Annotated in this window: 9 protein-coding genes; 8 read left to right on the forward strand and 1 reads right to left on the reverse strand. The window is 57.0% G+C overall.

Annotated features, from left to right (window positions below):
* Window positions 1-4 precede the first annotated feature (4 nt).
* From rfbB to FF098_RS16600, 8 genes are all read left to right on the forward strand, one after another.
* Complete coding sequence (gene rfbB, locus FF098_RS16565) at window positions 5-1,042, forward strand: dTDP-glucose 4,6-dehydratase (protein WP_155142667.1); 1,038 nt, start codon at window positions 5-7, stop codon at window positions 1,040-1,042.
* 1 nt (window position 1,043) lies between these two features.
* The gene (locus FF098_RS16570) at window positions 1,044-1,697 is read left to right on the forward strand and encodes a sulfotransferase family 2 domain-containing protein (RefSeq protein ID WP_166426605.1); all 654 of its coding nucleotides are present in this window, start codon (window positions 1,044-1,046) and stop codon (window positions 1,695-1,697) included.
* Between the two features lie 33 nt (window positions 1,698-1,730).
* A complete protein-coding gene (rfbD, locus tag FF098_RS16575; RefSeq protein WP_155142671.1) occupies window positions 1,731-2,588 on the forward strand; it encodes a dTDP-4-dehydrorhamnose reductase in 858 nt (285 codons plus the stop codon).
* 78 nt (window positions 2,589-2,666) lie between these two features.
* Window positions 2,667-3,551, forward strand: coding sequence for a glucose-1-phosphate thymidylyltransferase RfbA (gene rfbA, locus FF098_RS16580; RefSeq protein ID WP_155142674.1), 885 nt, complete (start codon window positions 2,667-2,669; stop codon window positions 3,549-3,551).
* A 42-nt stretch (window positions 3,552-3,593) separates the two neighbouring features.
* The gene (locus FF098_RS16585; RefSeq protein WP_155142676.1) at window positions 3,594-4,772 is read left to right on the forward strand and encodes a hypothetical protein; all 1,179 of its coding nucleotides are present in this window, start codon (window positions 3,594-3,596) and stop codon (window positions 4,770-4,772) included.
* A gap of 136 nt (window positions 4,773-4,908) precedes the next feature.
* Window positions 4,909-5,889, forward strand: a complete 981-nt coding sequence (locus FF098_RS16590; protein WP_155142678.1) for a sulfotransferase family protein — start codon at window positions 4,909-4,911, stop codon at window positions 5,887-5,889.
* A 509-nt stretch (window positions 5,890-6,398) separates the two neighbouring features.
* The gene (locus FF098_RS16595) at window positions 6,399-11,705 is read left to right on the forward strand and encodes a glycosyltransferase (RefSeq protein ID WP_205967551.1); all 5,307 of its coding nucleotides are present in this window, start codon (window positions 6,399-6,401) and stop codon (window positions 11,703-11,705) included.
* Window positions 11,706-11,898: 193 nt separating this feature from the next.
* Complete coding sequence (locus tag FF098_RS16600) at window positions 11,899-12,525, forward strand: LamG domain-containing protein (RefSeq protein WP_155142682.1); 627 nt, start codon at window positions 11,899-11,901, stop codon at window positions 12,523-12,525.
* 93 nt (window positions 12,526-12,618) lie between these two features.
* Here the strand turns inward: FF098_RS16600 and FF098_RS16605 are convergent, their stop codons facing one another.
* Window positions 12,619-13,056 carry a protein tyrosine phosphatase family protein gene (locus tag FF098_RS16605; RefSeq protein ID WP_155142684.1) on the reverse strand — a complete coding sequence of 146 codons (438 nt, stop codon included), beginning with the start codon at window positions 13,054-13,056 and terminating at the stop codon, window positions 12,619-12,621.
* Window positions 13,057-13,060: the final 4 nt, after the last annotated feature.

A 13,060-nucleotide genomic window follows, 5' to 3' on the forward strand; every position in this document is an offset into this window, starting at 1 on the left:
GTCCATGAAACTGATCGTCACCGGAGGGGCCGGCTTTATTGGCTCCAGCGTTATCCGGCATGCTGTCGCCAGGGGGCATGAGGTCGTCAATGTCGACGTGCTGACCTATGCTGCCTGCCTTGAGAATGTAGCGTCCGTCAGCGACAGCGACAGTTACAGTTTCGAGCAGGTCGACATTCGCGACCGCGCGGCGCTCGACAAGGTCTTTGAAAAGCATGCCCCGGACGCTGTCATGCACCTGGCTGCAGAAAGCCATGTCGACCGGTCGATCGATGGCCCCGGCACCTTCATAGAAACCAATGTCATGGGCACGTTCCACCTGCTGGAGGCGGCGCGCGCCTACTGGATCGCAAAGGACAGGCCCGAGGGCTTCCGCTTCCACCATATCTCCACCGACGAGGTCTTCGGCAGCCTGGGCGAAGAGGGCCAGTTCACGGAAACGACGGCCTATGACCCGCGCAGTCCCTATTCTGCGTCCAAGGCGGCGTCCGATCATCTGGTCCGGGCGTGGCATGAAACCTATGGCCTGCCTGTCGTCCTGACCAATTGTTCGAATAATTACGGTCCCTATCATTTCCCCGAAAAGCTGATCCCGGTGGTCATCCTCAACGCCCTCGCGGGCAAGCCGATCCCGATCTATGGCAAGGGCGAGAATGTGCGCGACTGGCTCTATGTCGAGGATCATGCCGACGCGCTGCTGACCGTTCTGACGAATGGCAAGGTCGGCGAAAGTTATAATATCGGCGGCGAGAACGAACTGCGCAACATCGATCTGGTGCAGATGATCTGCAGCATTCTCGATGAGAAGCGCCCCGCCGATAAACCCTATGCCGAGCTGATAACCTATGTCACCGACAGGCCGGGGCACGATGCGCGCTATGCCATCGACCCCACCAGAATACGCACCGAACTGGGCTGGCGGCCTTCCGTGACCGTCGAGCAGGGGCTTGAAAAGACCGTTCAGTGGTATCTCGACAATGAAGACTGGTGGAAGGCGCTGCAAAACCGTGACGGCGTCGGCCAGCGGCTCGGCAAGGCCTGAAATGCCTCTCGTCAGGATCGGATCGAAGCTCGTCTATTATGCCCATGTGCCAAAATGCGCCGGCAGTGCCGTCGAGCATTATCTGAGACAGAATTTTGGCCCCATTGCCTTCTGCGACACGAAGTTTCTATCCCATCCGCCTGCAACGAAATGGACGAAGTCCTCGCCCCAGCATGTGGATGCGATGAGCATGGGGCGCTTGTTCCCGCCGAAATTCATCGATGCGCGCTTTGCCACCGTCCGCCATCCGGTCAAGCGGCTGGTTTCTGTTTATCGCTTCCAGCGGGACGTTGAAAAGACGATACCGGAGGCGACCAGTTTTGCCGCGTGGATCGATACGCTGGCGGAGGCCCGTCAGGCCGATCCATATATCTATGACAATCACGTCCGGCCGATGACGGAGATCGTGCCCAGGGGCGCGCGCACCTTCAAGCTGGAGCAGGGGCTCGGGCCCCTCGTCGACTGGCTGCAGAAGCTGGCCGGGGAAGACTATCAGCTGCCGGGTGAAATAGAGCCGCGCAACGTCCTGTCCGACAGGCTGGAAAAGGATGGGCTCACGTCAAAGGCCGTGCGGCCGGCAAAGGCTGTGCGCGAGAAGATTTACAAGCTCTACAGACAGGATTTCGACCGGTTCGGTTACAAGATCGATCTGTAAACCAGCCGAGTAGGGCAGAAAGAGGATAGCTGCATGAACATTCTGGTATTCGGCAAGACTGGCCAGGTCGCCATGGAATTGCAGCGCCGCGCGCCTGATGCGCGATATCTGGGGCGCGCTGATGCGGACCTGACGGACCCGGAAAAATGCGCCGCTCTCATCACCGACATTTCGCCCGATCTGGTCATCAATGCCGCTGCCTATACGGCGGTGGACAAGGCAGAAGATGACGTGGACACCGCCCGGCTGGTCAATGGCACGACGCCCGGGGCCATCGCGAATGCCTGCGCGCAGGGTCAGATCCCATTCGTCCATGTCTCGACCGACTATGTGTTTGACGGCAGCGGATCGGATCGCTGGCAAGTGGGCGATGAAACCGGACCACTCGGTGTCTACGGCCAGACCAAGCGGGAAGGCGAGGAGCTTGTGTTGGCGGCTGGCGGTGCCAGTGCGATCCTGCGTACATCCTGGGTGTTCTCTTCCCACGGCAACAATTTCGTCAAGACGATGCTGCGCCTGTCGGAGAGCCGCGATGCGCTGAATATAGTCGATGACCAGATCGGCGGGCCAACCCCGGCAGGCGATATCGCCGCGGCCCTGCTGGAAATCGGCACCCAGCTCGCTGCCGCACCCGACAAGGCCGGGCTTTATCACTTTGCCGGGCAACCGGATACGAGCTGGAAGGGCTTCGCCGAGGAGATCTTCGCGCAGGCAGGCCGGCAGGTTGCCGTATCGGGCATTCCTACATCGGATTATCCGACACCGGCGCGCCGGCCGCTGAATTCGCGGCTCGACGGTTCGGCGCTGGAAAAAGCCTTCGGTATCGCGACGCCTGACTGGAAAGCCGGACTGGCACGCGTCCTGAAAGAGCTTGAGGTAACGCCATCCTGACCATCATCCGAACGCGGTATTGCAGGATGCCGGTACAGGAAGTATGCGTTGAACTGAATAAAGAGGGGAATATCAAGAATGACACAGCGTAAGGGCATTATCCTGGCCGGGGGATCGGGCACGCGGCTCTATCCCATCACGATCGGCGTTTCAAAACAGCTGCTGCCCATCTACGACAAGCCGATGATCTATTACCCCCTGTCGGTCCTCATGCTGTCGGGTATCCGCGAGATCGCGATCATCACCACGCCGGTCGACCAGGACCAGTTCAAGCGGACCCTCGGCGACGGCAGCCAGTGGGGCATCAGCCTGACCTATATCACCCAGCCGAGCCCGGACGGGCTGGCGCAAGCCTATCTGCTGGCAGAGGATTTCCTCGATGGCGCTCCCTCTGCGATGGTTCTGGGGGACAACATCTTCTTCGGCCATGGCCTGCCTGAGCTGCTGGAGGAAGCCGACAGCCAGAAAAGCGGCGGGACCGTTTTCGGCTACCATGTCTCCGATCCGGAGCGGTATGGCGTTGTCGATTTCGATGAGGAGGGCAAGGCCCGCACGATCATCGAAAAGCCTGAAGTGCCGCCGTCGAACTATGCCGTTACCGGGCTCTATTTCCTCGACCAGACCGCGCCGGAGCGGGCCCGCAACGTCAAGCCGTCGCCCCGGGGGGAACTGGAAATCACCACGCTGCTGGAGACCTATCTGACCGAAGGCAATCTGACGGTGAAGCGGATGGGGCGTGGCTATGCCTGGCTTGATACCGGCACCCATGAAAGCCTTCTCGATGCCGGCAATTTCGTGCGCACGCTGGAGACGCGTCAGGGCCTGCAGACCGGCAGCCCGGATGAGATTGCCTACAATCTCGGCTGGATCGACCGCAAACAGATGGAAGTCCGTGCCGAGAAATTCGCCAAGAACAAGTATGGCGAGTATCTGACCGGCCTGGTCGAGGACGACGAGGCATAGCAGGCATAAAGGCTTGTCGCCTGCTCGATGAAAGGTCACATCATGCGGTTGATTTTGCATATCGGTACGGAAAAGACCGCAACGACCACCATTCAGCATTTTCTCTATGCCAACAGAAAGGCCCTGGCCGACAAGGGCATAGCGCTGAGTTCGGTTCTCGGCAGCCCGAACAACCGGCGGCTTCCGGCCTATTGCATGCCCGAAAACGCCTATGACGACTTCTTCCGGGTGCGCAACATCAGGACGCCCGAGCAGAAGAGGGCGCTTTTTGCCACATTCGAGGAAGACTTTGCAAGGGAAGTGCGCAAGCTCCAGCAGGGCGCCAACACCATGGTGATCAGCAGCGAGCACCTGCATTCGCGTCTTGAGCGTCCGGAAAGCGTCGAAAAGGTCAGGGAAATTCTCGCGCCCCTGTTCTCGCAGATCGAGATCGTGTGTTATTTTCGCGAACAGTCCGCCGTCGTCAAAAGCCTTTATTCGACCTCGATCAAGTCCGGCCACGTCAAGACCTTTGCCGACTTCACCAGGCAATGTACGCCGGAAGAGCATCGCTACAATTACGAGACATCCTTCTCGCTCTGGGCCGAGGCGTTCGGCAAGGACGCCCTGCGTCCGAAGATCTATGGCCGGGAGCATTTCGTGGATGGCGATATCTGCGCCGACTTCCTTGCCATTATCGATCCGGCGCTGAAGGTGGCTGATTTCGATGCCGCGGTGGGGGAGCAGAACACCAGTCTCGGGCAGGCCGGGCTGGAGATCGGCCGGATCAACAACATGGTAAATCCGCGCAAACTGCAGGGTATCAGCAATAACAATATGCGCCTGCGGATCATGAATGCGGCCTTCTCCACTGAACTGGCCCAGCGTGGCTCGCTGGATTTCGACGCCGCCACGGCAATCCATGACGCCTTTGATGCATCCAACCGTCGCTTCGCCGCGTATTTCCTCGGGATGACGGAGAACCCGTTTCCGAAACCCGGCAGGTCTGTGCGGGAGGGTGACGAAATCCGGACGCTGGAATTCAGTGAATTCCTGCAGTTCTGGGAGTCGTTTCTGGTTGAATTCAGCAAATACGCGATATTTGCTGACAAGGACGCCGATACGTTGATAAAAGTTGCGGACGCCATTGAAAGGAAAAGAGAACTGAGCGCCGAGGATGCGGCCAGGCTGGCAGATATGGCCAGGCAGATCCGCACGAGGAAAAGCAAGGCAGATAAATGATCATGAAGAGTGCCGGCGGGGAACGCAGAGACCGTCGCCATGGCATCGAATTCGCACCGTACCCTGACCGTGATCCGGAACGGGACGCCTGTTTGTCCATCTTGCCCGCTACGTTCCAAGTTGAAGTAGGTTATCGATGAATTCCCACAATCGCCGAACGGTCTATTTGCATGTAGGGCACGGAAAGACTGGCAGTAGTTTCCTGCAATCCGCCCTGGCACTTTCCGCAGACAGGCTTGCCCAGGGGCATATCTTGTATCCGGACCTGACGAACAGTTTTGCGGCGGCAAAGGCGGGCCGGATCACGTCCGGCAATATTCACGTCGACAAGAGTCCGCTGATCGAGTTCATACGGCAGGCAGACAAAAACAATCCGGGCGACCTGCCACTGCTGTTTTCGAATGAAATGACCTTCGGCTACATGCTTCGTCCCGAAAGCCCGGAACGGCTGAAGAAGATTATCGAGGAAGGCTATGAGCTGAAGGTTCTGTGCTTTACCCGCAATCCTCTCGACCATGCTGTCTCGCTCTATCAACAGACGGTAAAGCGTTCCGGCAATACCAAGGAGCTGGCCGACTTCCTGCAGGTCTATCGCGTCCCGGGCGAAGTGTTGCGCTTCATCAAGATGCTGAATGAGCTCGGTGTAGAAACCAGGATTTCAAATTATAATAATAACAAGAAGCGCCTCCTGAATGTTCTGGAGGATTGGCTGGGTCTGGAACAGAATTTCCTGGAAAAGCCGGAGCGCAAGACGGTCAACCGGTCGGTCACCAATGGTGAGTTGATGCTGCAGCTTGAGTTCAACCGCCACCTCGGTAAACGGTCCTCGAGCCTGATCAGCGATCCGCTATGCAACCAGCTGCCGGATATCAAATCGGAATATCCGGCCATTTACCGTGAAGAGCTGGCCCCTTTCATCGAGCGGATGAAGCAGGCTGTTGCCCCGGTAAACGCACTATTGCCACCCGAAGAGGCATATGTCGTTCCATCGATCGATGAGGCGATACAGAAATTCGGCAACCCGGACGATCCGCAGCTGATGAGCTTCTCTCGTCAGCAGCTCGAGGTAATTGCCCGGAAACTGAGCAAATTTATCATATCCCTAGAGAAAGAATGACTTAGGTCAGCATCTGCTCTTGCCAGCAGCCGGTCAGGCAGGTTATTTCAGGGTACCAGCATTTTATGCCGGGGGAGCATTACGGGCAGACTTGCAGCAGCCAGGCCACGCTAGTGGAGGGGCTTGCTAACATATGGCTGTAATTTGAAGTCTGTCATGACAGCGCCGCTCTGCTTCCCTCTGCAACGAAACGTATCAGCACTATTGCGCTGGTAGTTTAGTAGTCTGAACTGAGTACGGAGAGAGGGCTTATGCCGGATGGGATTGTTGAGAGAACCGGTGACAAATCCGAGGTGGAAACCTTGGAGGACCGGGGCGCTTCCTCTAGTGACGCTGTAGCATCCACCGAAAGTGACGAGGGGTCAGACGAAGATACCTTTGCCCGCTCACCATTGGATGATAGCGGTGAGCCCTATGGCGCCGTCGATGCCCCTGCGGCAGACGACACGGTAGGGGGTATAGCTTCGCCCAATCCTGTTGAAGCTGTCTCACAATCAGAAAACAGTAACTTGGCCAAGACCAGTTCGGCGATGGACGCGCATAAATGTTTTCCAGGAGGTCCTGTAAAGATCGAGCCAGGAACATGCCATCTTGGCCTGAACGACGTTCTTTCTGTTGAGTGGAAGAATGCCGATGTCCCGGCAGGTGGCGAAGGCGTGACGGCGCGCATGACTGAGGTCGACGACGTCGAATGTCTGGAAATCAAGACACCTGTCACAGATGGCTGGGTGCGCCTGTGCTGCGATATCGATCGTGTCTCGACCCAGTCACTGCTGGCTGTGCGGATGCTTGTCCGTGTCACTGGCGACGGTCCGGCGGAAAAATGCACGCTACGGTCAAGCCTGTCCCGGACCAAGACCAGTATCGGCCGTCGCACGGGCATTGCCGAGAGCGCAGTCAATATCAACGCCGCATCCGGCAATTGGCAGGAAGTGTGGGGCGTTTTCCTATGTGGCGTGGAGCAGGAGGGGTGGCGCATCGACCTGATGGTCAATCTTCCCGAGGAAAGCGTCATAACCTTTGCGGCCATCGATACATACTGGTTCGATGCCGATATCAGCCAGTCCCTGGCAACTGTGCTGAAAGAAGAGCCGGTCGTCAGTATACTGCCGTTCAAGTATCACGAACTGAAGCCGAAAAAGCTGGCGGGACGGACCCAGTCGCCAGCGATCTTTACATCCCATTCAAGCATATCAGGCCTTGATGTCCAGGGCTGGCTGCTGACCGAAGCCGATGGCGAGATGGTGAGACTTTCCGCCAACGGAAAGTCAGTCATGGTGCCAGTCGACAAGACGGTGCCCATAGCCGAGGGTGTTTCCGTGAAATGCGGTTTCGAGGCCTCGCTGACCCATCTGCTTGGCGGGTCCGACTCCTCACTGGTTTGCAGCTTGGCTGGCACACCGGAGTATGGATTCAGCGAAGTCGCACTTCCTGCGGCACTGCGGCGCCTTCAGACAGACGAAGACGAAGGCGATGAAGTTGCGGAGGAAATCGACGCTCCCGTTGTGGATACCAAGCTCTTTTTCTTTCCGGATTATTCGATCACAAATCCATATCAGACATTGATGTACCGCAGTATGCCAACTGCTGCGTCACAGCCTGGCACTATCGATGATGCTATAAGCGAGCTTGAGCGACCTGACGCACCGAACCGGGTCGTCATGCACTTGCACTGGCTCAATCCATTGTTGGCGGGCGCAAAGACCCCGGCCCAGGCCGAATCTATGCGCCGGGCCTTTTGTGACAAGCTTGCCTATTTTATCCATCTGGGCGGTATTGTTCTGTGGACGGTACATAATACAGTTTCTCATGACGCCAAATTCTATGATACCGAGCGCAAGCTCGGGCAGAACGTTGCCGATCTTGCCTCGAAAATACATGTGCATTCGGCGACCCTGCTGGAAGAGCTGTCTGAATATTATGACCTGAGCGAAGACAAGCTCGTCATTCAGCCGCATCCGAATTATGTGTCGCACTACCCCAATTATGTCAGCCGCGAAGCGTCCCGCCGCAGGCTGGGACTTGATGAGAATGCCAAGGTGTTCCTGTTCCTTGGTCAGCTGCGGCCTTACAAGGGGATTGAAAGGCTTGTCCGGGACTTCGCTGCCGTACAGAAGAAGGAACCGAACGCGCACCTGCTCATCGTCGGCTCGCCGGTCTTCCCCTATTCGGCAGGTACGCTGAAAAGAAAGTATCAGGGCTACAAGAACGTCCAGGTCATCGAGGGCCATGTCTCAAACGAGACCATGCAATGGTATTATAATGCCTGCGATTTCGTCGTGATGCCCTACAAGAAGATCCTGACATCAGGCTCCCTGCTGTGCGCTATGTCGTTCTCGCGCCCTGTAATCGCGCCGGTCATGGGCATGATCCCTGACCTGCTCAAGGAGGGGAAAAGCGGTTTCTCGTTCAAGCCGGAAGACCCTGAGGGCCTGACAAAGGCAATGATGAAAGCCGCTGCTACGACGCCTGCCAAGGCCGAGGAAATGCAGAAAAAGGCGTTCTCCACGGTCGAGCCATTGACCTGGAAGAAGATGGGCACAGCACTGACGAAAGCAATCGCGCAAAGTCATTGCTTCTCGCTGGTCAAGATACCGTTTGACGATGGCGACCGCGACTGCATCCTGATGGGTCAGAAGTTCCCGCCGAAAAAGCCAGCGCGCACCGCCGTCATCATCCTGAACTACGAGCATGTGGATGATGTCCAGCGTTTGATCGGCACACTGAATGACTCCACGACGCAGGATTTCGATATCTATGTCGTCGACAATTATTCGCCCAGCCTGTCGGAATTCGATGTGGCGGCCAGCTTCCCCTCCGTTCATGTTCTGCGGTTGCCATCAAATCTGGGCTATGCCGCAGGCAACAACGCAGCCATGCGCCTGATCCGGGGACTGCCCTATGAGTTCATCTGGATCCTGAACCCTGATATGGAGGTTACCCCCGAGGCGTTGGAACAGCATGTCCAGGCTGCCGAGGAGCATAAGAATATCTCCCTGTTCGGCGGCATCATTTGCCGCGGGGATGACAAGAAAAGGGTGGCCTCGGCCGGGGGATATATCAGTTTCGAGGACGGCATGTCCACGGGCCAGATGTATGCCGGTGAACAGGTCAGCGTATTGCCTAAAGAGCCCTATACCGTCGATTTCGTGACAGGGGCATCGGTGTTCCTGCGCAAGCCTGTCCTCGACAAGATCGGGTATATCCCGGAAGACTATTTCCTGTATTTCGAGGAAACCCACTGGCTGATCGAGGCAAGCCGCAAGGGTGAGCCATGCATGGTCCTGCCGAACGTCTTGCTGGCCCATCACAAGCGCTCTGAAGAAGGTGGCCTGCCGGCGAAATACTATTTCTATTACTACCTGCGCAACTCGCTGGTTTTTGCGAGCCGCATCGGTGGTGAGCATCCAAATATCACCACATCACGCCTTCAGAGCGGGTTCATCTCTGCCTGGCTCGGCAAGATCGAACAGCGCGCGCCTGCCAAGCTTGCCCTTTACACCAAGCTAGCCGAACAGGCTCTCGCGGACGGTCGTGAAGATCGGACAGGACGCATCGATCTCATCGACCTTGAGCTGTCTACAGAAGCCTTGCCCGAAATGCGCGATGGCGATCTGGTCGCCTGTACCGCGCGTATTGACGATGAGGCCCAGATTTCCGGTGTCGTGCACCTGTCCCGTCCAGTGCCGTATTCCTGTGTCATCTCTATTGTCAGTGCCGAGAAGATCATTGCGCAGGTCACGTGCAAGAAAGCTGGTAACGAGCAGGCGGAACAGTTCTTCAGTCACAAATTGCCGCTGCCGTTCCGTGACGGCAAGCCGCGCACATATGATTTCTATGTCAACCGCAGCCTGGAAGCGGATGCCCGGATCGTGAAGCGGCTGCCGCGTCCGGCGCCCGAGTACAAAGGGCGGATTGACGGGTTGCGTCAGTATTGTTGCGCCGGCTGGGTATGGAACAAGAACGACCCGGAAGAAAAGGTCATGGTCGAGCTGCTGCATAACGGCGAAGTCATTGGCCGCGGCATTGCAGATATCTTCCGTCAGGACCTGTTGAAAAACAGTATCGGCGATGGTTGCGCCGCTTTCAATATCCGCTTGCCGAAGAAATTTTCCAGCGGGCAGAAGTATCGCATTCAGATGCGTATTGCCGGCGAGACTGAAATGCTCTTCGAGCGTGATGTCATTGACGGTGAGATTCAGGGCGGTGCCACACTCATGCCGCCAAAGGATGCGCTGGAAAGCCTGTTCTATAAACGCCACTTCTGGCTCGCCAAGCACGACCTGGAAGAGTTGCCTGTCGGCCGTTATATGAAAATGGTTCAGGACAGGCTCATCGCCAAGCATGAAGGGCAGGCGCAGGATGCAAAAGTCAGCGTCATCATGCCGGCCTTCAATCGCGAGGAGACGATCGTCTCGGCGATAGAGTCCGTCCGTGGGCAGACTTATGAGAACTGGGAGTTGCTGGTCGTCGATGACGGCAGCAGCGACAGTACGGTAAAGACCGTACAGGCGCTAATGGATGAAACCGGTGACGAGCGTATCAAGCTCATCGTCATGCCGCGAAATGTCGGCGTTTCGGCTGCGCGCAATGCCGGGCTGAAACAGGCCGAAGGTGAGATGATCGCCTATCTCGACAGTGACAATATCTGGTATCCGGAATTTCTCAGCGTCATGGCCGGTGAGCTGCTGAACAGCGTCGACAAGGCGCCGGCTGCCTATTGCGGGCAGCGTATCGTCCAGGTCTATGGTTTCGAAGACGAAAAGCACGAGGAGCTGATCGCGATCAGGACTGGTGAATTCCACCTGCCGCTGATGGAGAACCGCAATTTCATCGACCTGAACTGCTACGTACACCGCAGGTCCATGTTCGAGAAGCATGGGGGCTTCAATGAGACCATGCGCCGTCTGGTCGACTGGGAAATGATCCTGCGTTATGCGCGCGTGTCGCCGCCTCTTTATGTGCCGGTGCTTCTCAGTAACTACTATTTCGACCGCGCCGACAATCAGATCACGAAGCTGGAGAATTATGTCGACAGCTTCGAATTGCTGAAACAATCGGCGGACCGCGATGCGGCTTCACAGGATGTGGCTGCGGTGAAAGAACTGCGACCGGTCGACATGGCGCTCATCTGTCCGGACTTCAAAGATGGCGACGCCTTGCGGCAGCGTATCACAGAACTGCTTGCCAGCGTCCGCGACGAAACAGATCTGCGTGTGCTGGTTCATGCCGATCCCGCCGTAAGCGAAGAGCTGCAGGACATGACGAGCGACAAGGTGGAGTTTGTCGTTCTGGAAGAAGATGGCTCGGGCAAGCCGGTTCAAGCCGGTGCCTATATCAGCGATGCATTTTCCCGCCGTCGGGCCGAGGCAGACATTGTGCTTGTCAATGAGACAGTCTTCCTCACCCAGGGCTGGCTTGAAGCTTACAACGAAGCGATGGCCGAGGCAGCAGATGGTGGCATCTTCATCAGCCGGTTCACGGTGAAGGGAAATGACCCGAACGCGTTGACCCATCAGCCATTCGCCAGCCGCGAGCGGGACATCTGTATCGCCCTGTCCGATCGCCAGAGAAACGTCGTCGATCCTTCGCTCAACAGAAAACTGGGTCTGGTCGAGGTTTCCGGGTTCACGCCTTTCTGTACCTATTTCAGGCGGGAAAGCGCCGAGCATCTGGTCAGTCTGGACGCATCCGATCTCGATCAGGGCAAGGCGTATGCGCAGATTATCACGTTTGTGCGCGATTACCTGCACCAGAAGGTCGTCTATTGCAGCCGGGTCAATGCATACCAGTTACCAGCCATCGGTGAGGGGTAATCCTCTTCTGAAGGCTAGCCGCTGGCAAGGCGCAAACAGTGCCGGGCAGGCTAACCTTTTGGAAAGGCAAGCCTATTGCCATTGATCGCCCATGGAAAATGCCCTATCTGACGACCTGTTTTGGTATGGGACCTCTCGCAGGCGGGTAAGGCTGCTTGCCAGACATGAATTCGGATCTGAGTGGAAAGACAGTATGATTAAATCGACCCTGCATATGGGAATTATCGTGTCCGCATCTCTGGCTCTGGCGGCTTGTGGAAATGGCGGCAACGATGCTCCTTCTGAGCCAGTCAGTGCAGAGCCGGAGACTGAGATTGTTCAGGGCGACGACATGGCAGGTGTCAACGAGGATGTGGCAGGTGTCAGCTTTGATGGCCAATCCTTGATGCGCTACGAAATGGCTGACATGCCAAACGACTTCTCCGTTTTCATGACCCTGGCCAGCGCGTCCCGCGGGACGACTGATTTCTCCACTACGACACCGCAAATGCCAGCAGTCATCGGTGATATCGCCGTTTACCAGCTCGATGACAGTTACTCGTTGCGGTTTGGCATGAGCGAGGAGCGCATTTATGTAGACGGCGCTACCACCAGTCAGGACATCCAGATCGACGTCGCCGCCGGAACAGGCATTACAGTTTATCGTAACGGTTCTGTTGTGCGAAGCCTTCAGTTGGCAGAGCCTATCGACCTCGACGGTCTTGTGGTTCTCGGGAAAGGTTTCCAGAGCCGTTTCTGGCGGGGAAGTGTTTCTGATTTCCGTATCGTTGGTTCTGACGGCGAGACATTGGTCAGCCTCGACCAGCTGGAAAGTCGCTAGGATCGGGTTGTGGCTTTCGCTTTTCAATCTACCCCATACAAAAAAAGCCGCACAATCGTGCGGCTTTTTTTTGGTACCACCTTCAGGCCATTATCAATGACGGTGGGTCGATAGCTGTTCCAGCGTCTGCCTGTGACCGGAAAGGTCATAGCCGCCCTTCGCCGCGTCGGCGATGATCTCGTCGGCATTGCCACCGCGATGGGCAAGGGCGAAGGCGCGCAGCGTGGTCGAGCGCGTGCCTGTCCGGCAGAAGCCGAGGACCTTCTGATGGCCGTCCGTGGCGTCATCGAAGGCATTCAGGTCGGCATGGGAAATACCTGCCCGCCCGATGGGGATTTCCCGATAGTCGATTCCGGCCTCGCTGGCGGCGGCGGCGATTTCGGCTGCGGCAGGCTGACCCGCTTCCTCACCGTCGGGGCGGTTGTTGATGATCAGGTCAAATCCCTGTTCTGCGGCCCGTTTCACGTCGTCAGCATCAAGCTGCGGCGCGGCATAGAAATCGTCGGTGATACGGATGAACTTGTCGGACATGATT

Source organism: Aquisalinus luteolus, from assembly GCF_009712425.2.
GTDB classification, from domain to species: domain Bacteria; phylum Pseudomonadota; class Alphaproteobacteria; order Caulobacterales; family Parvularculaceae; genus Aquisalinus; species Aquisalinus luteolus.

What these genes read in the sequence shown, in the direction of transcription:
- rfbB (WP_155142667.1), top strand. Translation starts at nt 5, where the DNA reads ATGAAACTGATCGTCACCGGAGGGGCCGGCTTTATTGGCTCCAGCGTT.
- FF098_RS16570 (WP_166426605.1), top strand. Translation starts at nt 1,044, where the DNA reads ATGCCTCTCGTCAGGATCGGATCGAAGCTCGTCTATTATGCCCATGTG.
- rfbD (WP_155142671.1), top strand. Translation starts at nt 1,731, where the DNA reads ATGAACATTCTGGTATTCGGCAAGACTGGCCAGGTCGCCATGGAATTG.
- rfbA (WP_155142674.1), top strand. Translation starts at nt 2,667, where the DNA reads ATGACACAGCGTAAGGGCATTATCCTGGCCGGGGGATCGGGCACGCGG.
- FF098_RS16585 (WP_155142676.1), top strand. Translation starts at nt 3,594, where the DNA reads ATGCGGTTGATTTTGCATATCGGTACGGAAAAGACCGCAACGACCACC.
- FF098_RS16590 (WP_155142678.1), top strand. Translation starts at nt 4,909, where the DNA reads ATGAATTCCCACAATCGCCGAACGGTCTATTTGCATGTAGGGCACGGA.
- FF098_RS16600 (WP_155142682.1), top strand. Translation starts at nt 11,899, where the DNA reads ATGATTAAATCGACCCTGCATATGGGAATTATCGTGTCCGCATCTCTG.
- FF098_RS16605 (WP_155142684.1), bottom strand. Translation starts at nt 13,056, where the DNA reads ATGTCCGACAAGTTCATCCGTATCACCGACGATTTCTATGCCGCGCCG.